Source organism: Micromonospora sp. CNZ309 (genome assembly GCF_002846525.1).
Genome location: NZ_PJNG01000001.1, coordinates 6,763,088 through 6,784,748, shown reverse-complemented (window position 1 = coordinate 6,784,748; position 21,661 = coordinate 6,763,088). Strand labels below are relative to the sequence as shown.

Sequence of the window (21,661 nt, the reverse complement as noted above, 5' to 3'; positions counted from 1 at the left end):
ACCCGGCACCACCCGGCGGGCGGCCCACCGCGCCCGTCGGCGCCCTCGCGGTCCGGCGGCGGCGCAGGGACCGGGCGGGACCGGCCGTGGTGCCCGGCGGCCCGGCCCAGGTGCCGGCGACGCGCAGCCAGCGTGGAGCGGGCTGCTCAGACGGAGAAGACCAGGCAGAAGGGATGACCGGCCGGGTCGGCGTAGACCCGGAAGTCGTCGCCCTCGCCGGGCAGCCGCCGGGCGCCGAGCGCCAGCACCCGCTGCTCGGCCGCCGCCACGTCCGCCACCTGCACGTCCAGGTGGAACTGCTGCGGACGCTCCGGGTCGGGCCACGCCGGCGGGCGCAGGTCGGGCGCCGTCTGGAAGGCGAGTCGGTGACCCGAGCCGGCGATCACGACCCAGCCGTCGTCGCTGGCGTCGGCGTCGACGGGCAGCCCCAGCAGCTCCGAGTAGAACCCGGCCAGGGCCCGGGGATCGGGGCAGTCGATGACCACGGTGCGCAGTTGTCCGATCATGCCGGCCATCCTGCCCCGCCCGTACGACGGGAAACCTCAGTCCTCGGCGAGCCGCCGACCCGCGTCCCGGCAGGCGGCGAGCACCGCGCGCGCGTACTGCCCGGTGGCGCTGGCGAGGCCGCAGGCGGGGGTCACCACGACCTGCTCGGCGAGCTGCCGGCGGGGGAACCCGAGGCGGTCCCAGAGCTGGCGTACGCGATCGGCGACCTGCGCCGAGGTCGGCGCGCGACCGGCGGACGACGGCGTGGTGGAGACGGCGCCGGCCAGCAGCCCGAGCCCCGCGTCGATCGCCTCGCCCAGCGGATCCAGGTCGGTGACCAGGCCGAGGTCGAGGGCGACGCCGATGGCTCCCGTCGAGCGGATCAGCTCCAGCGGCGCGTCCGGCGCGCAGCAGTGCACCACGGTCGGCACCCCGGCCGCCTCGACGACCGTGCGCAGCAGCGACGCGGCGGCGCTCGGGTCGACGGCCCGGTACGCGCCGAGCCCACTCTCGGTGGGCACCCGCCCGGCGAGCACCGTCGGCAGCGACGGCTCGTCGAGCTGGAGCAGCACGGTGGCGCGCGGCAGCCGGCGGGCGACCGCCGCGACGTGCCCGCGCAGCCCCTCCGCGAGCGAATTCGTGAGATCCCGGACGGCGCCGGGATCGCGCAGCATCCGGCCGCCGATCGGCAGCTCCAGGGATGCGGCCAGGGTCAGCGGGCCACCTGCCTGGATCTTGACCGGCCCCGCGTACTCCTCCGCCTGCTCGGCGAGCTGGTCGAGGTCGCGTTCCATCAGGTCGCGGGCGCGGCGCACGTCCCGCCCCGGGCGCGGCGCGATCCGCCAGCGGGCGGCGTACAGCTCCACCGGCAGCTCGACCAGCAGGCCGGCGGTCCGGCCGATCAGGTCGGCGCCGGGGCCCCGCGCCGGCAGCTCCGGCAGGTGGGGCAGGGCGGGAAGCTCACCGAGGACGATCCGCTGCGCCTCGGCGATGTCGGTGCCGGGAAGCGAACCGATGCCGGTCGCCGCGCCGGCCGGCCAGGGCCACACCTGATCTGTCACGGCCGAAGACTATCCGGTACGCGGACGCCCGGGACCGGACCCGGGCGTCCTGCCGGAGGCACGCTCCCGGTCGGGCGTCAGCCGGCGATGGTGGCGGAGCCGAGCACGACGTCGCCGGCCGGGTCCGGCCGGTACGCCACGATCGCCTGGCCGGCGGCGACCCCCCGCACGGGGCGGCGCAGCTCGGCGCGCAGACCGTCGGCGGTCAGCTCGACCGTCGCCGGCACCACGTCCCCGTGCGCCCGCAACTGCACCTCGCACTCCAGCGACGCGTCGGGGCGCGGGCCGCCCGTCCACACCGGACGCTCCGCGCGCACCCGGGAGACCTCCAGCGCCTCGGCCGGGCCCACCGTCACGGTGTTGGTCTTCGGCGTGATGGAGAGCACGTAGCGGGGCCGGCCGTCCGGCGCCGGCCGGTCCAGGTGCAACCCGCGCCGCTGCCCGACCGTGTACGCGTACGCGCCGCTGTGGCTGCCCACCACGGCACCGGTGGCGGCGTCCACCACCTCGCCGGGCGCCTCGCCGAGACGCTCGGCGAGGAAGCCGCGGGTGTCCCCGTCGGCGATGAAGCAGATGTCGTGGGAGTCCGGCTTGTCGGCCACCGCCAGCCCGCGCCGGGCTGCCTCCTCGCGCACCTGCGCCTTCGTCGAGTCGCCGAGCGGGAACACCGACCGGTCCAACTGCTCGCGGGTGAGCACCGCCAGCACGTACGACTGGTCCTTGGGCAGGTCGACGCTGCGACGCAGCAGGCCGTCCGCGCCGAGCCGGGCGTGGTGGCCGGTGACCACGGCGTCGAAGCCCAGGGCCACGGCCCGGTCCAGCACCGCGGCGAACTTGATCTTCTCGTTGCAGCGCAGGCAGGGGTTGGGCGTACGGCCGGCCGCGTACTCGGCGACGAAGTCGTCCACCACGTCGGAGTGGAAGCGCTCGGCCATGTCCCAGACGTAGAACGGGATGCCGATGACGTCGGCGGCCCGCCGGGCGTCCCGGGAGTCCTCCAGCGTGCAGCAGCCGCGCGCACCGGTGCGGTAGGTCTGCGGGTTGCGGGCCAGCGCCAGGTGCACGCCGGTCACGTCGTGCCCCGCCTCGACGGCCCGCGCCGCCGCGACCGCCGAGTCCACCCCGCCCGACATCGCCGCCAAGACCCTCACCGGCTCACTCCCTTCACCCCACCGACCCTATCCCCATCCCCTACCCGCCCAGCCACCGGCGATCATGCAGTCGTGCGGGGCACGAATGCCGCAGGAGACCACGCTCCGGGCACCACGACTGCATGCTCGACCGCCTCGCGGCGAGGTCAGCGGGGCGTGCGGAGGGCGGCGGCGCGGCGGGCGCGGTCGACGGCGGCCGGGAGGGCGGCGATCAGCGCGTCCACGTCGGCCGCCGTGCTGGTGTGGCCGAGGGTGAAGCGCAGCGAGGAGCGGGCGCGGTCGTCGTCGGCGCCCATGGCGATCAGCACGTGCGACGGCTGGGCCACCCCGGCGGAGCAGGCGGAACCCGTCGAGCAGGCGATGCCCCGCGCGTCCAGCAGGAGCAGCAGGGCGTCGCCCTCGCAGCCGGGGAAGGAGAAGTGCGCGTTGCCGGGCAGCCGGTCGGTCGGGTCGCCGTTGAAGACCACCTCGGGCACCGCGTGCCGGACCCGCTCCACCAGGTCGTCGCGGAGCGCGGCGATGCGGGCCGCGTACTCCTGCTGGCCCTTGACCGCCGCCTCCACGGCGACCGCGAAGGCCACGATGCCGGCGGTGTCGAGGGTGCCGGAGCGTACGTCGCGTTCCTGACCGCCGCCGTGCAGCAGCGGGGTGGCCGACACGTCGCGGGCCAGCAGCAGGGCGCCCACCCCGGTGGGCCCGCCGAGCTTGTGCCCGGTGACGGTCAGCGCGGCGACCCCGGCGGCGGCGAAGTCGACCGGCACCTGCCCGACCGCCTGGATGGCGTCGGTGTGGAACGGCACGCCGTGCTCGGCGGCGACGGCGGCCAGCTCGGCGACCGGCTGCACGGTGCCGACCTCGTTGTTGGCCCACATCGCAGTCACCACGGCGACCCGGTCGCCGTGCGCGGCCAGCTCGGCGCGCAGCTCGTCGGGGCTGAGCCGGCCGGTGGCGTCGACGGTGAGCCAGCCCACGCCGGCGTCCTCGTGCTCGACGAGCCAGTCCACCGCGTCGAGCACGGCGTGGTGCTCGACGGCGCTGGAGACCACCCGGTCGCGCCGCGCGTCGGCGGCGCGGCGGGACCAGAAGATGCCCTTCACCGCGAGGTTGTCGCTCTCGGTGCCGCCACCGGTGAAGACGACCTCGGAGGGGCGGGCACCCAGCGCGGCGGCCACCCGTTCCCGCGACTCCTCCACCCGCCGCCGGGCACGGCGGCCCGCCGCGTGCAGTGAGGACGCGTTGCCGACCTCGCGGGCGGTGGCGACGTACGCCTCCAGTGCCTCGTCGAGCATCGGAGTGGTCGCCGCGTGATCCAGGTAAGCCATCGCCGTTCAGCCTACGACCGGTTGGTGGCGGCCCGGATGCCGGAGGGCCCCGTGCGGGGGCCAGGGATGCCGGCCCCGGGCGGGGAGGGCGCTCCTCCCCGCCCGGCGTCGGGCCTGCCCGGTGCACGGCCCCGCCGTGTCGCGGGCACCGCCGTGCGCCCGGTCGGGCGGGCACCGCCGTGCGCCCCGGTCAGGCGGGCACCGCCGTGCGCCCCGGTCAGGCGGGCACCGCCGTGACGACGATGTTGTCGCGGTACTTGCGGGCCTTGGCGTCGAACGGCCCACCGCAGGTGATCAGGGTCAGCCGTGGCTTGCCGTCGCGGGCGAAGTACCGGTCCAGCGGGATCCTGGTCTTGTCGTACTCCTCCCGGGCGACGACCCGGTACCGCCGGGCCTCGCCGTCGCTGCCGGTCGCGGTGAGGGTGTCGCCCTCGTCGAGCTCGCGCAGCCGGTAGAAGGCGCCCTTGCCCTGCGTGGCGCTGTCCACGTGGCCGGCGACGACCACCGAGCCGGCGTCGGTCTCCAGGCCCGGCCCGTACCGGTACCAGCCGATCTGGTCGACGCTGGGCGGCACCTCGAACTCGTTGGTGCGCTCGTTGATGCCGACCGCGTTCACCCTGGCGGTGACGTCGATCGTGGGGATCTCCAGCCGTACCGGCGGGACGACCTTCGTACCGGCCGGCAGTTCCCCCGTGGTGACCGGGACCGAGGCGGCGTCGCCGGTGGTGACCGACGGGGCCGGCGTGGGGCTGGCCAGGGCCGCCGCCTCGTCGGCGCCGACGTCCCCGGCCGGCCGGGAGCCGCAGGCGACGAGGGCCGCGACGGTGAGCGCGGCGACGCCGGCGGCCATGGCCGCCAGCGCCCCGCGGTGGCGCACCGTCACCGGCGACCGGTCCGGGCGGTGGCCACCCGCGCCCCGCCGCCGATCAGCAGCAGCGCGCCGGCGCCGGTCAGCACGTACCACCAGGTGTCCACGCCGGTGCCGGCCTGGCCGCCGTCGCCGCTGGGCACCCCGGCCGGGGCCGAGTGCAGGCCGGTGATGGTCTGCGCCACGACGCCGAGGTTCTTCGCGTCGGCCGAGCCGATCGCGTACACGATCGTCGCGGTGCCCTCCTTGAGGTCGAGGTCCGCCGGGCCGATCGCCACGGTGTCGGTGCCGGCGAGCACCACGTCGGCCTTGACGGCACCCGCGTCGACGTCGCCCTTGGCCTCGTTCGGGTTGGTGAGGTCCTCGAAGACCGGGGTGCCGCCGGCGCGCACGTCCACCGCCGGGGCGGCCGCGGTGTGCCGGACGATCAGCCGGGCCTTGCCGGCGGCGACCTTGCCGGTGTCGTTGACGAACGGCGTGATCTTCGGCTTGCCGGCCGCGTCGAGGTGGGCGGCGATGCTGATGTTCGCCCCGCCCGGGACCGCGGCGTCGTCGACGCTGAGGATGGCCTGGGCGATCGGCTCGCCGGGCTTGGTGAGGGCGATGTCGTACGCGCCCTCCTCCAGGTTCAGCGGGCCGGCCACGTCGCCGGGCTTGAAGTTGTCCAGCGTCTTCTCGCCGTTGACGTACACGTCGACCGGGGTGTCCGGGATGCCGTGCACGACGGAGACCTTGGACGAGGCGGCGTACGCGGGGGTGGCGGTGAGGGCGCCGGCTCCGGCGAACGTGAGCGCGGCGACCGCGCCGCCCGCGGCGACCCGACGGAAGTACGAGAGCTGCATGTCTGCCTCCTGGTAGTTGGTGCTGATTCGTCAGGCCTGGTGTGCAAAACGAGTTACGCCCGGCCCACCGCCGCCGGATGCGCCCCGGAACAACTTCTTTTCGTCCGCCGGATCCGCATCCACCGACCGCCTCGGCAGCGAAGAGCTACCGAGACCAGACCGACCGGAAAGGTGGGGCGATGACTGTGGGAGTTACAGTCGGGCATGCCCCCTGGAAGGCGAGCCGCCCTGTGACAGCGGCACGGCAGGAGCCGGACCCACCCGAGGACGACCTGGCCGCGCGTTTCCGCGCGGGCGACGAACTGGCGCTCCGGCAGGCGTACGACCGGTACGGCCGCGCCGTCCTGCACCTGGCCACCAGCACCCTGGCCAACCGCAGCGACGCCGAGGACGTGACCCAGACCACCTTCGTCGCCGCCTGGCTGGGGCGGGACACCTTCGACCCCGGCAAGGGCTCGCTGGTCGGCTGGCTGCTCGGCATCGCCCGCCGCAAGGTGATCGACCGGCTGCGGGCCTCGTCCCGCGAGACCCGGGTGGTCGAGACGGTCCGGCAACTGCCGGAGCCGGCGCGTACGGGCCCGGATCCGGACACCGTGGTCGACCGGCTGGTGGTCGCCGACGAGCTGGCCCGACTCCCCGACGACCAGCGGCGCATGCTGGAGTTGGCGTTCTTCGACGACCTCACCCACCAGCAGATAGCGACGGTGACCGGGGTGCCGCTCGGCACGGTCAAGAGCCACATCCGCCGCGGCATGGCGAGCTTGAAACGCAGATGGGAGGTGGACGGTGCCGCACCTGGACCACGACCGGCTGGTCTTCCTGGCGCTCGGTGAGACCGAGGCGGACGCCACGGAGACCACCCACCTCGACACCTGCGCGCACTGCCGGGCCGAGATGGACACCCTCCAACACGTCGCCGGCCTCGGCGCCGGCACCCAGGGACTGCACGACCTGCCCGATCCGCCGGAGCACGTCTGGCAGGGCATCGTCGCGGAGATCCGCGCGGCGGAGGCCCTGCCGGCGCTGCCCGGGCCCCGCGCCGAGCGGTCCGCCGGCGAGCACCCCCCGACCGACCGGCCGGGCGACGCCGACGGGGCGGGTGGCGTGGTCCTCGCCCCGGCCCGCCGGCGGGGCCGGTGGTCGCGCTGGGCCACGACCGCCGTGACCGCGACGGCCGCCGCCGTGGTCGGCGTCGTCGGCACCCTCGTCGCGATCGACGGGACCGGGCCGGCGCCCGAACCCGCCCCACCGCAGGTGGTGCTGGCCAGCGCGCCCCTGAAGGCGTACGGCGAGACGCCGCCGGACGCCAACGGCGAGGCCCGGGTGTTCGACAACGGCCGACTGCACCTGCACCTGGCGAATCTCCCGGACGTCCCGGGGTACTACGAGGTGTGGCTCATCAACCCGCGGAACATGCAGATGTTCTCGGTCGGTGTGCTCGGCGACGCGACGGACGAGCTGCTGCCGCTGCCACCGAACGTGGACCTTGAGGCATACTCGGTTGTCGACGTCTCCGCCGAGGCGTACGACAACAACACCGCCCACTCCGGCAAGAGCCTGTTGAGGGGCACCCTGACGGGCTGATCGGCGGGCCGGCTCAGCTCCCCGGCCCGCCGATCAGCTCCCATCGCGGCCCGGCCGCCACCTCCGCAGGTCAGCCGAGGCGGCGGCCGAACCGGCCGAACCGCTTGTCGAGTGCGACGACGGCCGAAGCCACGACGGCGATGCCCAGGATCCGCAGCCACGCCTGCCCGTCGATGGGTGCCGTACGGAACAGGTCGTTCATCACCGGCAGGTAGGTAAGGGCGAGCTGGCCGAGGGCCTGCACGAGCACCCCGACGATCAGCCAGCGGTTGCTGAACAGGCCCAGGCGCCACGGCGAGCGGGTCAGGGAACGGCAGCTGAACAGGTAGAACGCCATCACGGTGACGAAGAGGTTCACCGCGGCGGTCCGCGCCTGCGCCAGGTCGGCCCCGCCGGAGCGCTCCCACTCGAACAGCCACCAGGCGCCCACCACCAGCAGTGCGGAGACCAGCAGCACCCGGACCACCAGCGCGACGGTGAGCAGGGGCTGACCGGGATCGCGGGGCGGCCGGTCCATGATCCCGGGCTCCTTCGGCTCGAAGGCGAGCGTCAGGCCGAGGAACACCGCCGTGGTCATGTTGATCCAGAGGATCTGGCTCGGCAGGATCGGCAGCGCCGAGCCGAGCACGATCGCGACGAGGATGACCAGCCCCTCCGCCGCGTTGGTGGGCAGCGTCCAGGTGATGAACTTCGTCAGGTTGGCGAAGACGCCCCGCCCCTCCGAGACGGCCGCCTCGATGGTCGCGAAGTCGTCGTCGGTGAGCACGACGTCGGCGGCCTCCTTGGCCACCTCGGTGCCGCTGCGGCCCATCGCCACCCCGATGTTGGCCGCGCGCAGCGCGGGGGCGTCGTTGACCCCGTCGCCCGTCATCGCGACCACCTGGCCGTCGGCCTGCAACGCCTCCACCAGCCGGAGCTTCTGCTCGGGCGAGACCCGGGCGAACACCGTCGCCCCCCGTACGGCCGCGGGCAGCTCCCCGGCGGGCAGCGCCGCCAGGTCGGCGCCGGTCAGCACGTCGCCCGGACCGGGTTCGGCGCGCAGCAGCCCGATCCGGCGCGCGATGGCGCTGGCGGTGGCGAGGTGGTCCCCGGTGATCATCTTCACGTCGATCCCGGCGCGGTGGCAGGACGTCACGGCCGCCGCCGCGGCGGACCGGGGCGGGTCGAGCATCGCGTGCAGCCCGGTGAAGACCAGCGTGCCGGCCAGTTCCTCCTCGACGAGCCCGTCCGTCGGGCCGACCGGCCGCATCGCGGTGGCGAGCACCCGCAGGCCCTCGCCGGCCAGCTCGTGGGCGGCGGCCAGCACGGCCGGGGCGTCGAGCGGTCCCGTCGAGCCGTCGGGGTGCAGGGCCGACCCGGACCATTCGACCACCCGCTCCACCGCCCCCTTGACGAGCACCACCCGCCCGCCCTCGGGACGCTCGTGCAGGGTCGCCATGAACTGCCGCTCCGAGGTGAACGGGACGGCGGCCACCCGGGGCAGCTCGGCGGCGACCTCGTGCGCGTGCAGCCCCACCTTGGCGCCCGCCACCAGCATCGCGCCCTCGGTGGGGTCGCCGAGCACGACCCAGCGGCCGTCCTGCTCGCCGAGGCGGGCGTCGTTGCAGCCCACCCCGGCCAGCAGCGACCAGCGCAGCGGGCCCTCCCCCGTCGGGGCCGGACCGCCCGCCGGGTCCCGGATCTCGCCGGTGGGGACGTAGCCGGTCCCGCCGACCTCGTAGCGGCCCTGCGGGGTCCAGAGCACCTGGACGGTCATCTGGTTCTCGGTGAGCGTGCCGGTCTTGTCGGTGCAGATCACCGTGGTGCTGCCCAGCGTCTCCACCGCCGGCAGCCGCCGGATCACCGCCCGGCGGCGGGCCATCCGGGACACGCCGATCGCCAGGGTGATCGTCACGGCGGCGGGCAGCCCCTCCGGGATCGCGCCCACGGCGAGCGCCACGGCGGCGGTGAACGTCTCCCCGGCGTCCTGCCCCCGCACCAGACCGATGCCGAAGGTCACCGCCGCGAGGAGCAGGATCGCCGCGGTGAGCAGCCGGCTGAACCGGGCGAGCTTCACCGTCAGCGGCGTGTCCAGCACCTGCGCGCCGCCGACCAGGCGGTGGATGCGGCCCAGTTCCGTCTCCGCCCCGGTGGCCACCGCGACGCCGACCGCAGTGCCGCCGGTGAGCAGGGTGCCGGAGTGCAGCAGGTTGCGGCGGTCGGCCACCGGCGCGTCGGCCGGCACCACCAGCTCGTCCTTGCGTACGGGCAGCGACTCGCCGGTCAGCGCCGACTCGTCGGCGCGCAGCTCGGCGGCGCGTACGAGCCGCAGGTCGGCGGGGACCTTCTCCCCCGCCTCCACGAGCACCACGTCCCCGGGGACCACGTCGTCGGACGGCACGTGGCGTTGCCGGCCGGCGCGCAGCACCCGGGCCTGGGTACGCACCATCGCCCGCAGCGCGTCGAGGGCCGCCTCCGCGCGGGACTCCTGGAGGAAGCCGACGACGGCGTTGACGAGCACCACCCCGAAGATCACCGCCGAGTCGACGTACTCGGCGAGCAGCAGGGTGACCACGCCGGCGGCGACCAGCACGTAGATCAGCGGGTTGTGGAACTGCCGCAGCAGCCGGCGCAGCGTCCCGCCCTCGGCCGCGCTGGGCAGCACGTTGGGCCCGTACCGCTCGAGCCGCGCCGCCGCCTCCTCGTCGGTCAGCCCGTGCTCGGTGTCGGTGCCGAGCAGCAGCACGACCTCGTGCACGGCGAGCGCGTGGTGATCGCCCTCGGGCGTCCTGGGCGGCATCGGCACACTCCTGTTCGACACGGGGACGGCCGCGCTGGGGCACTCCGGGTAGAGCGCCTCCATGGTCGCAGGCCGACGCGGGACCCCGCCGGTCGTTCCGGGGTGCCGCCCTGCGGAAAGAGGCGCGGGCCGGGAACCGCGTCGCGGTTCCCGGCCCGCCCCCGGACGGGCGTCAGCTCACTTGCGCTTGCGGATCTCGTCCGCGGCCTGCGGGACGATCTTGAACAGGTCGCCCACCACGCCGAAGTCGGCCAGCTCGAAGATCGGCGCCTCGCCGTCCTTGTTGACCGCGACGATGGTCTTCGAGGTCTGCATGCCGGCCCGGTGCTGGATGGCGCCGGAGATGCCGAGAGCGACGTAGAGCTGCGGGGAGACCGTCTTGCCGGTCTGTCCCACCTGGAACTGGTGCGGGTAGTAGCCGGAGTCGACGGCCGCGCGGGACGCGCCCACGGCGCCGCCGAGCAGGTCGGCCAGCTCCTCGACCAGCTTGAAGTTGTCGGCGTTGCCGACGCCCCGACCACCGGAGACGACCACGCCGGCCTCGGTGAGTTCCGGGCGGGAGCCCTTCTGCTCGGCCACCCGGTCGACGACCTTGGCCAGCTTGTCGGTGTCGGTGACCGCGACGGTGAGCTGCTCGACGGCCGGGCTGGCCGCCGCCGGGGTCGGGTTGACCGAGTTGGGCCGGACGGTGACCAGCGGCAGGCCGCGGGTGACCTTGGACTTGACGATGGTGGAGCCGGCGAAGGCCACCTGGGTGGCGGTGCCGTCGGCGGCCAGGCCCACCACGTCGGTCAGGATGCCGTTGTCCAGCTTGACGGCCAGCCGGGCGGCGATCTCCTTGCCCTCCTGGGAGGAGGCGAGCAGCACGGCGGCCGGCTGCACCCGCGAGACCAGTTCGGCCACCACGGTCGCCTTGGGGGCCACCAGGTAGCCGTCGATCTCCTCGCTCTCGGCCGCGTAGATCTTCTCCGCGCCGTACTCGCCCAGCTTGGCGCTCAGCGCCTCGGCGGCGCCGGGGCCGCCGAGCACGACCGCGCTCGGGGTGCCCAGCTCGCGGGCGAGGGTGAGCATCTCCAGGGTGACCTTCTTGACGCCGAATTCCCGGGTGGCTTCGACGACGACGAGAACCTCAGACATGTCCAGACCTCTCACACGAACTTCTCGGTGGCGAGGAACTCGACCAGCTTCACGCCGCCGTCGCCCTCGTCGGTGATCTTCGCGCCGCCGGAGCGCGGCGGACGCTTGGTGTGCTCCAGCACGGCGCTGGTCGCGCCCTCGAAGCCCACCTCGGCCGGGGCGACCCCGAGGTCACCCAGGGAGAGCGTCTGCACCGGCTTCTTCTTGGCGGCCATGATGCCCTTGAAGGACGGGTAGCGCGGCTCGTTGATGGTGTCCCAGACGGAGACCACGGCGGGGGTGGTGGCGGTGACCACCTCGTAGCCCTCCTCGGTCTGCCGCTCGACGGTCAGGGTGGAGCCGTCGACCGTGAGCTTGCGGGCGCCGGTGAGCGCCGCGACACCCAGCCGCTCGGCGAGCATGTGCGGCATGACCTGCACCCGGCCGTCGGTCGACTCGCTGCCACAGAGCACCAGATCGGCGTTGAGCTGACCGAGGGCGGCGGCGAGCACCTTCGAGGTGGCCACGGCGCACGAGCCGTGCAGGGCGTCGTCCACGACGTGCACGGCCTTGTCCGGGCCCATGGAGAGCGCCTTGCGGATCGACTCGGTCGCCCGGTCCGGACCCATGGTCAGGACGGTCACCTCGCCCCCGTGGGCCTCCTTGATCTTCAACGCCTCCTCGATGGCGTACTCGTCCATCTCGTTGATGACGTTGTTCGCCGAACCGCGGTCGACGGTGTTGTCGTCACTGCGCAGGTTGCGGTCCGCGCCCGAATCGGGCACCTGCTTGACGAGTACGACGATGTTCATCGCGCTTCGACGACCCTCCTGTTGGTGTTGCGATCGCTCGCCCGGTCTGGGGCGCAGCCTCGCGCTTCCGTTGACGCCGGTCAACCGCGCGGTGCTGTGCAGTTGCCCACGGCGCAATGTTACCTGCCAGTAGCATCTGCCTCCGGCGCCCTCAGGGTGACACAGCTCACCGGCGGCCATGCGGGCGGGTAATCTGACGAATCGGGAGGTGTCACGAAATGTCAGAAAACACCAGCGCCGGACGCGCTGACGCCCTGCGGCGCCGCTGTCGCCGGACCCGACCCGAGGCGTACCGGTGCGCCTGCGGCCGGCTGCGCGACCGGTGCGTACGGGCCGCCGTCCGGGCGCTCTGGTCGCCGACCCGACGCGCCGCCCACGGCGGGACCGCCCACCCCGACGCGCCCCGCGGCTCCGGGGCGACCACGGCGGCCGCCCGCACCGGGACGCCGGCGCGGCTCACGCCGGCTGATCCAACGCGTCCCTGATCCGCTCGATGGCCGCCGCCTCGGCCGGGGCGACCCCGCGGTGCGCGCCGGCCACCCGCTCGGCCGCCGAGAGCACCACCTCGCGGTAGCCGGCCACGTCCCGGGGCGACTTCTCCCGCAGGATCCGCACCGAGCGGCCCAGCGCCGGCAGCACCACCGCCTCGATCTCCAGGGCCGAGTCCCGGGGCAGCTTCGGCAGCGGACCGCTGGTCAGCGCCTCCTTGACCACCCCGCTGCTGTCGGCCATCGCGCCGGAGGCGGCGAAGCTCTCCCGGAACAAAGCGAGCATCCCCGGGTCCGCGTTGGCCACCAGGAACACCGCCCCGAACGCGCCCGTCTTGAGGGTCAGCCGTTCCTCGGCCGTCAACCGCTGCTCCATGATCACGGAGTGTAGACGTACGGGGTGGTGGTCGTGACCGGGACGAGACCGAGCCGCTGGAGGATCGGCCGGCTCTCCGGCGAGCAGTCCACCTGGAGCAACGTCCTGCCATGCTGCTCGGCCAGGCGCGCCCGGTACGCGACCAGCGCCCGGTAGACGCCCCGCCGTCGCCACTGCGGCAGGGTCGAGCCGCCCCAGAGGGTCGCGAAGCCGGTGTTCGCCTGGTAACGGACCCAACCGGCGCTGACCACCGTGTCGTCCGCCTCCGCGACGACGACCGTGATGGACTGCGGGTCGGCCTCGATCTCCCTCGCCAGGCCGGTCACCAGGTGGCTGCGGTCGTCGTGCCAGACCGCCTCCTCCATCGCGGCGATCCGCTCCAGGTCCTTTCGGGCACTGACCTCGCGCAGGCGTACCCCCTCGGGCAGCACGGGCACGGCGGCGGCCAGCGCCGCGACCGGACCGACCACGACGGTCTCCTCCGCCTCCGCGACGAACCCGGCGGCGCGCAGCCGATCGGGCAGGTCGGCCGGCTGGTCGTGCCCGTTGAGCTTCCACTCCACCGCCTCGCCGCGGCGGCGGAAGAACTCCACCTGCCGGGCGATCAACGCGTCCAGCTCGGCCCCGGCGAGCCCGTCCAGCGTGCGGTACGTGAGGAAGCCACGCTGGTCGAGGCCGAGGACGCGGACCAGCGGGCCGTCCCGTTCGACGGTCACCCCGGCCGGCAGCGGATCCGGAATCTCCGGGCGGATCTGGGCGTCGTAGGCGTCGCGCAGCGTGCGGGCGTCAAGATCGGTCATCCCACGAGGCTACGACCGGCCGGAAACGGATAATGGTCACGTGTGGCAGGCGATCAAGCGGTGGTTCGACCCGCGCGAGCTGCGGGCGGTGGGCAGCACCCCCGACTACCGCTTCTCGCTGGCCAACGAGCGGACGTTCCTGGCCTGGCTGCGTACCGGGCTGGCGCTGGTCGCGGGCGGACTGGCCGCCGCGCAGTTCCTGCCGCCGGCGCACCTGCGGGAGGTGATCGCCATCGCGCTGCTGCTGCTCGGCGGCACGGTGGCGGTGCGCGCGGTCGACCACTGGGCGCGTACGGAGCGGGCCATCCGCCTCGGCGAGGAACTGCCCGCCTCACGCTTCCCGGCGGTGCTCGCCCTCGCCGTCGGCCTCGGCGCGCTGCTGCTGGTGGCGGCGGTGCTGGCCCGGGCGGTCGGTGGCCCGTGAGCCGGCCCGGTGGAGCCGGCGGTCACGGGGCGCAGCCGCCGGGGCGGGACCGGCCGGCGCGCGACCCCGGGCTGCAACCCGAGCGCACAAGGCTGGCCTGGCGGCGTACGGCCCTGGCGCTCACCGTGATCATGGTGCTGACCGTGCGGCTCGCGCTCACCGGGCCGCCCGCCGGCGGGGCGTTCGGCGCGCTCGTCGCCGGGGCGGCCGTGCTGGGCTGGGGCGCGGCGCTGACGGTCTGCTGGCGGCGGGCCACCGGCACGGGCCCGGCCCCCGGCTACGGGCGCTCGCTCCCCCTGGTCGCCCTCGCCACGGCCGGCTTCGCGCTGCTCGGCACCCTGCTGGCGGCGCGCGGACTGGGTTGACGGAAGCCGGTGGGCCATGATTGACCCATGGCCCGGCTCTACGTCCTCCTCTTCGTCGTGCAGATCGCCCTCGCCGTCTGCGCGCTGATCAGCTGCCTCTCCGCCGAGGAGGGCGAGATCAAAGCCCTGCCCCGGATCGCCTGGGTGCTGATCATCCTGTTCTTCCCGCTGCTCGGCTCCCTCGCCTGGTTCGCCGCAGGGCGCGAGCGCGTCGCCGGACGACCCGCCGGCGGAGCGCCGAAGGGTCGGCTCCTGCCGCCCCGGGAGCGGCCCCGCCCGGTCGCCCCCGACGACGACCCCGAGTTCCTCCGCTCCCTCGGCGAGCGCTCCCGGCAGGAGGACGGCGAGCTGTTCCGCCGCTGGGAGGAGGACCTGCGCCGCCGCGAGGACGAGATGCGCCGCCGCGACGGCGAGCCGCCGCGCGAGGAGGACCGCCCCGAGGGTTCCACCCCCGGCGCCTGAGCCCCGCCGCCTGAGCCCCGGCGCCGTCGCCGGTCGCCCGGCGACGGCGGCGGGCCCGACTCAGGCCAGGTTCGACGAGCGGGGGTACGCGTCCGCCGGGTCGGTGAGCACGTTGACCAGGTACGGCACGCCGGCGTCGAACGCCCGCCGCAGCGCCGGCCCGAGGTCGCCGGCCTTCGCCACCGTCTCGCCGGCCCCGCCCAGGGCGCTCACCACGTGGTCGTAGCGCAGCTCCGGCTGGAGGTCGGCGGCGACGTCGTAGCCGTACATGGCGCGCATCGGGTGCTTCTCCAGCCCCCAGATGCCGTTGTTGCCGACCACGATCACCACGGGCAGCTTCTGCCGGGCGAGGGACTCGACGTCCATCAGCGAGAAGCCGGCCGCGCCGTCGCCCATCAGCACGCAGATCTGCCGGTCGGGGTGGCTGACCCGGGCGCCCATCGCGTAGCCCATGCCGGTGCCGAGGCAGCCGTACGGGCCGGGGTCGAGCCAGGTGCCGGGCTGCGCGGGCTCCAGGTAGCGGCCGGCGTACGAGACGAAGTCGCCGCCGTCGCCGATGGTGATGGCGTCGCGGGCGAGGACCTTGCGCAGCTCGCCGTAGACGCGGGCGGGCCGGATCGGGTCGGACTCGGCGGCCATCTCCTCGGCGTCGCGGGCCTTCGCGGCGTCCTCGGCCGTACGCAGCTCGGCGATCCAGTCGGCGTGGTCGGCCCGGTCGCCCGGGTGGTCGGCCAGCGCGGCGAGGATCAGCCGGAGGTCGCCGGCGGGGGCGGCGGCCGGCTGCACGTGCCCGGCGCGCTGGCTGGGCGCGTCGACGACGTGCACCACCTTCGCGTCGCCGAAGTCGCCGAAGCTGAGCCGGAAGTCGAGCGGGGTGCCGATCACGACGACCACGTCGGCGCCCTTGAGCGCCACGCGACGGGCCTTGGCGAAGGCGAGCGGGTGCTCCGGCGGCAGCGCGCCCCGGCCCATCCCGTTGGTGAAGACCGGCACCTGGAGCGCCTCGGCGGCCGCGCGCAGCGCGTCGACCGCGTCCCCGGCGTAGACGTCGGAGCCGGCGATGACGACCGGGCGGTGGGCGGCGGCGATCAGGCCGGCCGCCTTCGTCACCTCGTCGGGGTCGGGCTCGACCGGCGCGATGCCCGGCAGCGGGGGCAACTCGGCGTCGGAGACCGAGAAGACGGCCTCGAGGGGGAAGTCGAGGAAGACCGGGCCCCGGTGCGGCGTGAGCGCGGTGGTCAGCGCCGCGGTCACCGCGCGCGGGATGTCGTCGGGGCTGAACACCGTCTCGGCGTGCTTGGTGACCGGGGCGACCAGCGGCAGGTGGTCCATCTCCTGGAGGCTGCCCGAGCCCCAGCGGAACTGCGGGGCCCGGCCGCCCAGCACCAGCACGGGCGAGGCGTTGAAGTACGCGCTGGTCAGCCCCGAGATGCCGTTGGTGACGCCGGGGCCGGCGGTGAGCACGGCGAGGCCGGGGCGGCGCTGGAGCTTCGCCACCGCCTCGGCGGCGAAGACGGCCGACTGCTCGTGCCGCACGTCGTAGAGCGGGAAGCCGGTCTTGTGCGCGGCGTCGTAGAGCGGAAAGACGTGCCCGCCGGAGAGGGTGAACATCTCCCGCACCCCGTACGCGCGCAGCGCCGCGAGCGCGAGCTCCCCGCCGTGACCTTCGATCCGCTCCGTCATCCCGCTCTTCCCTTCGTCCGCATGGCCGGAGTCACACGCTACTCACCGGTAGGCGGAATGTGAACAGTTCTCGTTCGACCCCGGGGCCGGCGGGTCGCCCCGCCGGCCCCGACCGGTCAACGGCCGGTGAAGTCCGGCTTGCGCTTCGCCACGAACGCCGCCATGCCCTCGCGCCGGTCCTCGGTGGCGAACAGCGCCGCGAAGAGCTGGCTCTCCCAGGCCAGACCGGAGTTCAGGTCCATGTCCAGGCCACCGTCGACGGCGAGCTTGGCGGCACGCAACGCCTGCACGGGCCCGGTGAGGTACGGGCGGACCAGCTCGACCGCGGTGTCGTAGACCTCAGCCGCCGGGGCGAGGCGGTCGGCCAGACCGATGCGCAGGGCCTCCTCGGCGTCGACCATCCGGCCGGACATGATCAGGTCCTTGGCCCGGGCCGGGCCGACCAGGCGGGCCAGCCGCTGGGTGCCGCCCGCGCCGGGGATGATGCCGAGCTTGATCTCCGGCTGCCCGAGCTTGGCGTCCTCGGCCACCACCCGCCAGTCGCACGCCAGCGCCAGCTCGCAGCCGCCGCCGAGGGCGTAGCCGGTGATCGCGGCGACGACCGGCTTGGGGATCCTGGCGATCGCGCCGAGCGCGCTGGACAGGTCGGCCGCCCGGTCCGCCATGTCCACGTAGGACATGTCGGCCATCTCCTTGATGTCCGCGCCGGCCGCGAAGACCTTCTCCCCGCCGTACACGATGACGGCGCGGACGCCCGGGTCGGCGGTGGCCGCCGCGGCGGCGGCGCGCAACTCCTCCTGCACCTGGGTGTTCAGGGCGTTCATCGGCGGCCGCTCCAGCCGGATGGTGCCGATGCCGTCCCTGGTCTCCAACCGCACGAACTCGCCCACGCTGGCCCTCACTTCCTCGTCGAAGTCGCGTGCCAACCTTACGGGCCGGATCGTTGGGGTAAGTAGTGTGGTCTCAGGCCCGCCACCGGGAGTACCGCCATGATCACGTACTACGACGACAGATCCGTGCAGGTCACCTCGACCGCCGTCCGGGTGGACGGCCGGACCTTCCGGCTGGCCGAGATCAGCATGGTGTGGCACCGGCGTGGCAGCCGGTCCTGGCGGGTGCTCGCCGGGCGCGGCGCGATCGGCGCGGCGCTCGCCGGTCCCCTGGTCGCCGCCGCCCTCGGCATCGCCCTCGCGCTCTGGCTGGACCGCTCCCTCACCGTCACCATCGCCGTCGTCGGCGCCTCGGTGCTGATCGGGCTCGCGGTCGGCCCGGTCGCGGACTTCCTCTTCGAGCACCTCGACCGCTCCTACGCGCGGGGCAGCCGGCAGCTGGAGATCTGGGTCCGCTGGCGCGGCCAGCCGGTGCGGCTGCTGTGCACCCGCGACGCGCTGCGCTTCGGCCAGATCTACCGGGCGGTGCAGCGGGCGGTCGAGGCGGGGCAGCCGGTGTCGCCCCGCTGGTAGGTCTGCGCCAGCGACACCACGACGCGGTCGCCGGCGGCGCGTCCTCGTCGACCACCGCGCGCAACTCCGCCAGGTCCTTGGTGACGAAGGTCCGCAGGTGGCGGCGGACCACCTCGACGTTGCGCTCCTGCTCCGTCATGACGGTCACAGTGCCGCCTCGAACCGCCCCCGGACCGCCCGCGCGGGCCTTGGCCCCGTCGGGCGAGGTGGCCTGCCGCCCGCGCTGTCGAGCTGCCCCGTCCGACGGGGCAGACGCGCCGGTCGCCCCCGGCTCGCACGCCCCGAACGCGGTCCCATGGACGGGGCAGCTCGACAGCCCCCGGGGACGACTCCCGGGGGTCGCTTCGATGCCGCTGCTCCGACGCCGTTGCTGCGGCGCCCCAACGCGGCGATCCGCAGGCGATGCCACAAACGATTCAGCTCCAAGGGGCCAACGCGACACCACCTCCGCCCGGTGCCACCCCGCCCGGCGCGGGCGGCGCGACCCGCCCCGCAGCGGTTAGGCTTAGTGATGACCCTCTATTACCGGGACGACGCGGTGCAGGTGACGTCGGAGTCGATCCGGGCCGGCGGGCTCGCCGTGGCGATCGCCGACGTGACGTACGTCTGGCACGCGCAGGGGCCGAAGACGCTGGCGGTACGGGGGCGGGTGCTGGGCCGCGGCGTCCTGGTCCTGCTCCTCTCGCTGCCCCCGTTGGTCGCGGTGGTCTGCGTACTCTCGCTGGCCTGGTCGGCGCAGGACCGGGGCGAGTGGCAGCTGGCGCTGGTCATCCTCGCCGCGTGCGTGGTCGGCGCGCTGGCCCTGGCCCCCTTCCTGGAGATCCCGCTCGGCTGGCTCGACCGCTCATACGAGCGGGGCAGCAAGGTGCACGAGCTCTGGGTCCAGCACCACGGCCGGGAGATGCTGCTGCTGCGTACCCCCGACGCGCTGCGGTTCGGGCAGATCTACCGGGCGGTGCAGCGCGCGGTGGAGCAGCACACGGACTCCTGACCACGGGGCCCGCCGCCCTGTCCGGCGGTACGGGCGCGGACGACGCACACTTGGTGCCATGGTGATTCCCCTCCCCCGGCCCGGCGCGGTCGTCGGCCTGACCCGCTCCGCCCTCGACCAGGCCCTCGGCTCGGCCGCCTCGTTCGCCGCCGTGCCCGCCCGCGCGTTCGCCGTGCTGGACTCGGTGGAGGCCCTGCTGAAGCGGGTCGACGGCGTGGTGGACCGGATCGACGGCGTGGTGGACCGGATCGAGCAGACCCTCGACCGCACCGACCGGGTACTCACCGACGCCGAGGGGGCGGTGCGGGAGGTGGCCGTCATCAGCGCCGCCGCGACCACCGCGATCGACACGGCAACCGAGGTGGCCGCCGCGGCGGCCGTCGTGGTCCGCGAGGCGGAGAAGGTGTCCCGCGCTGCCGGCGCGGTGGTCGCCGAGGCCGACGCCGTGGCCGGCCGGGCCGCCGGCACCGTGGGCACCGCGGCCGAGGCGGCGGCCACCGCCGCCGAGCTGATGACGGCGTACGAGCCGGCGCTGCGCCGGGGCGCCCCGATGGCGAACCACTTCGTCGAGCAGCTCAGCCACGAGGAGGTGACCGCCGCGATCCGGCTCGTCGACGAGCTGCCGAAGCTCAAGCGGCACCTGACGGCGGACGTCCTACCGATCCTCGCCACCCTGGACCGGGTCGGTCCCGACCTGCACGACCTGCTCGACGTCACCCGCGACCTGAAGCTCGCCGTCGCCGGCATCCCCGGGCTCGGCATGCTCCGCCGCCGGGGCGAGAAGCTCACCGACGACGCCGAGGCCTGACCGGAGGGCGTACGGCCCGTGGCCGGGCGGCTCAGGCGGGGACGTACAGCTCGTCGATCTCCGCCCGGCTGGGCAGCGCCACGGAGGCGCCGAGCCGGCGGGCGCAGGCCGCCCCGGCCGCCGCCGCCCAGCGCACCGCGTCGACCACGTCCCGGCCCTCGCCCCAGGCCACCGCGAGGGCGGCGGTGAAGGCGTCCCCGGCGGCCGTGGAGTCCACCGTGTCGACCTTCACCGCCGGCACGTGCACGGCGGTGCCGTCCCGGTCGCCGTACCAGGCGCCCTGCGCGCCGAGGGTGAGCACCGCCCGGGGTGCCAGGTCGAGCAGGGCCGACGGCTCGTCCCGGCCGCGCCCGGTGAGCGCCTGGGCCTCGGTCTCGTTGACCACCAGCAGGTCGGTGGCCGCCAGCAGCTCCGGCGGCACCGGCACGGCCGGGGCGGCGTTGAGCACCACCCTGGCACCGGCCGCCCGGGCGGCAAGGGCCGCCCCGGTCACCGTCGCGACCGGGATCTCCAGCTGCGCGAGCAGCACGTCCGCCCCGCGTACGGCGGTCAACTCGGGCTCGGTCAGGCCGGTCATCGAGGCGTTGGCGCCCGGGCTGACCAGGATCGCGTTCTCGCCCTCGGCGTTGACCATCACCAGCGCCACCCCCGACGTGCCGTACGTCGTGCGGAGCTGCCCGGTGTCGACCCCGGCGGCGGTGATCCGCGCCCGCAGGGTGACGCCGAACGAGTCGGAGCCGATCGCCCCGAGGAAGACGCAGGAGGCGCCGGCCCGGGCCGCGGCGACGGCCTGGTTGGCGCCCTTGCCGCCGGGCACCATGACGAAGTCGGTGCCGAGCAGGGTCTCCCCCGGCCGGGGCAGGGCGGGGGCGGTGCCCACCAGGTCCATGTTGGCGCTGCCCACCACGACGACCCGGGTCTGCCGCATCGCCACCTCCCCGTCAGGCGGCGCGGGCGGTGAACCGGTCGCCGGAGCGCTGGACGACCAGCGGCAGCCCGAACGTCTTGGAGAGGTTGTCCCCGGTCAGCGTGTCGTCGAGGAGCCCCTGCGCCACCACCCCGCCCTCGCGCAGCAGCAGCGCGTGGGTGAAGCCGGGCGGGATCTCCTCCACGTGGTGGGTCACCAGCACCAGCGCCGGGGCGTCCGGGTCGTACGCCAGCTCGGCCAGCCGGGCGACCAGGTCCTCCCGCCCGCCCAGGTCGAGCCCGGCGGCGGGCTCGTCGAGCAGCAGCAGCTCCGGGTCCGTCATCAGCGCGCGGGCGATCTGCACCCGCTTGCGCTCGCCCTCGGAGAGGGTGCCGTAGGTGCGCTCGGCGAGGCCGCCGATGCCGAGCTGGCCCAGCAGGGCGCGGGCGCGGGCCTCGTCGCTGCTGTCGTAGCTCTCCCGCCAGCGCCCGAGCACCGACCAGGCGGCCGTGACGACGACGTCGCTGACCCGCTCGTCGGCAGGCACCCGCTCGGCGAGGGCGGCGGTGGAGAGCCCGATGCGGGTCCGCAGCTCGTTGACGTCGGTGCGGCCGATCCGCTCGCCGAGCACGTGGGCGGTGCCGGTGGTGGGGTGCAGCCGCCCGGCGGCGAGGTTGAGCAGGGTCGTCTTCCCGGCGCCGTTCGGCCCGAGCACCACCCAGCGCTCGTCCAACTCGACCCGCCAGTCGACGTCGTGCAGCAGTGCGGTGCCAGCCCGGCGTACGCCGACGCCGTCGAGGCTGACCACCAGATCCTCGTCCCCAGTCACCCGACCATCCAACCACGCACGGCCGGGGCTCCCCCCACGGGCGG

Annotated in this window: 23 protein-coding genes; 8 read left to right on the top strand and 15 right to left on the bottom strand. The window is 74.8% G+C overall.

The features are described from left to right. Positions 1 to 146: 146 nt before the first annotated feature. The 6 genes from CLT72_RS29235 to CLT72_RS29210 form a co-directional block, all read right to left on the bottom strand. Positions 147 to 506 (bottom strand): VOC family protein, encoded by a 360-nt coding sequence (locus tag CLT72_RS29235; RefSeq protein WP_199184671.1) that lies wholly within the window; start codon positions 504 to 506, stop codon positions 147 to 149. Between the two features lie 36 nt (positions 507 to 542). Beyond that, entirely contained in the window at positions 543 to 1,547 is a 1,005-nt protein-coding gene (locus tag CLT72_RS29230) for a methionine synthase (RefSeq protein ID WP_101414494.1), read from the bottom strand. Between the two features lie 77 nt (positions 1,548 to 1,624). Then, positions 1,625 to 2,698 carry a tRNA 2-thiouridine(34) synthase MnmA gene (mnmA, locus tag CLT72_RS29225; protein ID WP_101414493.1) on the bottom strand — a complete coding sequence of 358 codons (1,074 nt, stop codon included), beginning with the start codon at positions 2,696 to 2,698 and terminating at the stop codon, positions 1,625 to 1,627. A 146-nt stretch (positions 2,699 to 2,844) separates the two neighbouring features. Next, positions 2,845 to 4,020 (bottom strand): cysteine desulfurase family protein, encoded by a 1,176-nt coding sequence (locus tag CLT72_RS29220; RefSeq protein WP_089001650.1) that lies wholly within the window; start codon positions 4,018 to 4,020, stop codon positions 2,845 to 2,847. Positions 4,021 to 4,237: 217 nt separating this feature from the next. Then, positions 4,238 to 4,903, bottom strand: a complete 666-nt coding sequence (locus tag CLT72_RS29215; protein ID WP_101414492.1) for a class F sortase — start codon at positions 4,901 to 4,903, stop codon at positions 4,238 to 4,240. Next, positions 4,900 to 5,730: a DUF4397 domain-containing protein gene (locus tag CLT72_RS29210; RefSeq protein ID WP_101414491.1), complete on the bottom strand. Its 831-nt coding sequence runs from the start codon at positions 5,728 to 5,730 to the stop codon at positions 4,900 to 4,902. Before CLT72_RS29210 ends, CLT72_RS29215 begins: the two co-directional genes overlap by 4 nt. A gap of 230 nt (positions 5,731 to 5,960) precedes the next feature. Between CLT72_RS29210 and CLT72_RS29205 the strand changes: the two genes are divergently transcribed. Both CLT72_RS29205 and CLT72_RS29200 read left to right on the top strand, forming a co-directional pair. Then, entirely contained in the window at positions 5,961 to 6,563 is a 603-nt protein-coding gene (locus tag CLT72_RS29205; protein WP_101414490.1) for an RNA polymerase sigma factor, read from the top strand. Continuing rightward, positions 6,517 to 7,314, top strand: coding sequence for an anti-sigma factor (locus CLT72_RS29200; protein WP_101414489.1), 798 nt, complete (start codon positions 6,517 to 6,519; stop codon positions 7,312 to 7,314). The genes CLT72_RS29205 and CLT72_RS29200 overlap by 47 nt, the downstream gene beginning before the upstream one ends. 70 nt (positions 7,315 to 7,384) lie before the next feature. On the opposite strand, the gene CLT72_RS29195 is transcribed toward CLT72_RS29200, so the two are convergent. From CLT72_RS29195 to CLT72_RS29175, 5 genes are all read right to left on the bottom strand, one after another. Continuing rightward, a complete protein-coding gene (locus CLT72_RS29195) occupies positions 7,385 to 10,093 on the bottom strand; it encodes an HAD-IC family P-type ATPase (RefSeq protein WP_101415458.1) in 2,709 nt (902 codons plus the stop codon). 177 nt (positions 10,094 to 10,270) lie between these two features. Next, a complete protein-coding gene (locus CLT72_RS29190; RefSeq protein ID WP_101414488.1) occupies positions 10,271 to 11,230 on the bottom strand; it encodes an electron transfer flavoprotein subunit alpha/FixB family protein in 960 nt (319 codons plus the stop codon). A gap of 11 nt (positions 11,231 to 11,241) precedes the next feature. Continuing rightward, on the bottom strand, positions 11,242 to 12,021 hold the full coding sequence (locus CLT72_RS29185; RefSeq protein ID WP_101414487.1) for an electron transfer flavoprotein subunit beta/FixA family protein: 780 nt from the start codon (positions 12,019 to 12,021) through the stop codon (positions 11,242 to 11,244). 456 nt (positions 12,022 to 12,477) lie between these two features. After that, on the bottom strand, positions 12,478 to 12,885 hold the full coding sequence (locus tag CLT72_RS29180; protein ID WP_089001658.1) for a hypothetical protein: 408 nt from the start codon (positions 12,883 to 12,885) through the stop codon (positions 12,478 to 12,480). 2 nt (positions 12,886 to 12,887) lie between these two features. Then, positions 12,888 to 13,685 carry a GNAT family N-acetyltransferase gene (locus tag CLT72_RS29175; RefSeq protein ID WP_101414486.1) on the bottom strand — a complete coding sequence of 266 codons (798 nt, stop codon included), beginning with the start codon at positions 13,683 to 13,685 and terminating at the stop codon, positions 12,888 to 12,890. Positions 13,686 to 13,725: 40 nt separating this feature from the next. On the opposite strand from CLT72_RS29175, the gene CLT72_RS29170 reads away from it, so the two are divergent. Genes CLT72_RS29170 through CLT72_RS29160 form a run of 3 tightly spaced genes read left to right on the top strand, consistent with a single transcriptional unit; the run spans position 13,726 to position 14,936 of the window. Then, positions 13,726 to 14,109, top strand: a complete 384-nt coding sequence (locus CLT72_RS29170) for a YidH family protein (RefSeq protein WP_101414485.1) — start codon at positions 13,726 to 13,728, stop codon at positions 14,107 to 14,109. Continuing rightward, positions 14,106 to 14,474, top strand: a complete 369-nt coding sequence (locus CLT72_RS29165; protein ID WP_101414484.1) for a DUF202 domain-containing protein — start codon at positions 14,106 to 14,108, stop codon at positions 14,472 to 14,474. Before CLT72_RS29170 ends, CLT72_RS29165 begins: the two co-directional genes overlap by 4 nt. 27 nt (positions 14,475 to 14,501) lie before the next feature. After that, positions 14,502 to 14,936: a PLD nuclease N-terminal domain-containing protein gene (locus CLT72_RS29160; protein ID WP_101414483.1), complete on the top strand. Its 435-nt coding sequence runs from the start codon at positions 14,502 to 14,504 to the stop codon at positions 14,934 to 14,936. A gap of 60 nt (positions 14,937 to 14,996) precedes the next feature. On the opposite strand, the gene CLT72_RS29155 is transcribed toward CLT72_RS29160, so the two are convergent. Both CLT72_RS29155 and CLT72_RS29150 read right to left on the bottom strand, forming a co-directional pair. Then, on the bottom strand, positions 14,997 to 16,619 hold the full coding sequence (locus CLT72_RS29155) for an acetolactate synthase (RefSeq protein ID WP_101414482.1): 1,623 nt from the start codon (positions 16,617 to 16,619) through the stop codon (positions 14,997 to 14,999). Positions 16,620 to 16,735: 116 nt separating this feature from the next. Beyond that, positions 16,736 to 17,509 carry an enoyl-CoA hydratase-related protein gene (locus CLT72_RS29150; protein WP_101414481.1) on the bottom strand — a complete coding sequence of 258 codons (774 nt, stop codon included), beginning with the start codon at positions 17,507 to 17,509 and terminating at the stop codon, positions 16,736 to 16,738. 99 nt (positions 17,510 to 17,608) lie between these two features. Here CLT72_RS29150 and CLT72_RS29145 point away from each other — a divergent pair, with 99 nt between their 5' ends. The 3 genes from CLT72_RS29145 to CLT72_RS29135 all read left to right on the top strand — a co-directional run bounded on the left by CLT72_RS29145 (position 17,609) and on the right by CLT72_RS29135 (position 19,881). Next, entirely contained in the window at positions 17,609 to 18,082 is a 474-nt protein-coding gene (locus CLT72_RS29145; RefSeq protein ID WP_101414480.1) for a DUF6232 family protein, read from the top strand. A 511-nt stretch (positions 18,083 to 18,593) separates the two neighbouring features. Further along, positions 18,594 to 19,073 carry a DUF6232 family protein gene (locus CLT72_RS29140; RefSeq protein WP_101414479.1) on the top strand — a complete coding sequence of 160 codons (480 nt, stop codon included), beginning with the start codon at positions 18,594 to 18,596 and terminating at the stop codon, positions 19,071 to 19,073. Positions 19,074 to 19,131: 58 nt separating this feature from the next. Next, a complete protein-coding gene (locus CLT72_RS29135) occupies positions 19,132 to 19,881 on the top strand; it encodes a hypothetical protein (protein ID WP_101414478.1) in 750 nt (249 codons plus the stop codon). Positions 19,882 to 19,912: 31 nt separating this feature from the next. Here CLT72_RS29135 and CLT72_RS29130 read toward each other — a convergent pair whose 3' ends face one another. Together CLT72_RS29130 and CLT72_RS29125 are read right to left on the bottom strand one after the other, a co-directional pair. Then, entirely contained in the window at positions 19,913 to 20,809 is an 897-nt protein-coding gene (locus tag CLT72_RS29130) for a ribokinase (protein WP_101414477.1), read from the bottom strand. A gap of 13 nt (positions 20,810 to 20,822) precedes the next feature. After that, a complete protein-coding gene (locus tag CLT72_RS29125) occupies positions 20,823 to 21,629 on the bottom strand; it encodes an ABC transporter ATP-binding protein (protein ID WP_089001670.1) in 807 nt (268 codons plus the stop codon). Positions 21,630 to 21,661: the final 32 nt, after the last annotated feature.

Coding starts and splice junctions, on each gene's coding strand:
- CLT72_RS29235 (WP_199184671.1), bottom strand. CDS start 506: ATGATCGGACAACTGCGCACCGTGGTCATCGACTGCCCCGATCCCCGG.
- CLT72_RS29220 (WP_089001650.1), bottom strand. CDS start 4,020: ATGGCTTACCTGGATCACGCGGCGACCACTCCGATGCTCGACGAGGCA.
- CLT72_RS29210 (WP_101414491.1), bottom strand. CDS start 5,730: ATGCAGCTCTCGTACTTCCGTCGGGTCGCCGCGGGCGGCGCGGTCGCC.
- CLT72_RS29195 (WP_101415458.1), bottom strand. CDS start 10,093: ATGCCGCCCAGGACGCCCGAGGGCGATCACCACGCGCTCGCCGTGCAC.
- CLT72_RS29190 (WP_101414488.1), bottom strand. CDS start 11,230: ATGTCTGAGGTTCTCGTCGTCGTCGAAGCCACCCGGGAATTCGGCGTC.
- CLT72_RS29185 (WP_101414487.1), bottom strand. CDS start 12,021: ATGAACATCGTCGTACTCGTCAAGCAGGTGCCCGATTCGGGCGCGGAC.
- CLT72_RS29180 (WP_089001658.1), bottom strand. CDS start 12,885: ATGGAGCAGCGGTTGACGGCCGAGGAACGGCTGACCCTCAAGACGGGC.
- CLT72_RS29175 (WP_101414486.1), bottom strand. CDS start 13,685: ATGACCGATCTTGACGCCCGCACGCTGCGCGACGCCTACGACGCCCAG.
- CLT72_RS29160 (WP_101414483.1), top strand. CDS start 14,502: ATGGCCCGGCTCTACGTCCTCCTCTTCGTCGTGCAGATCGCCCTCGCC.
- CLT72_RS29155 (WP_101414482.1), bottom strand. CDS start 16,619: ATGACGGAGCGGATCGAAGGTCACGGCGGGGAGCTCGCGCTCGCGGCG.
- CLT72_RS29145 (WP_101414480.1), top strand. CDS start 17,609: ATGATCACGTACTACGACGACAGATCCGTGCAGGTCACCTCGACCGCC.
- CLT72_RS29140 (WP_101414479.1), top strand. CDS start 18,594: ATGACCCTCTATTACCGGGACGACGCGGTGCAGGTGACGTCGGAGTCG.
- CLT72_RS29135 (WP_101414478.1), top strand. CDS start 19,132: ATGGTGATTCCCCTCCCCCGGCCCGGCGCGGTCGTCGGCCTGACCCGC.
- CLT72_RS29130 (WP_101414477.1), bottom strand. CDS start 20,809: ATGCGGCAGACCCGGGTCGTCGTGGTGGGCAGCGCCAACATGGACCTG.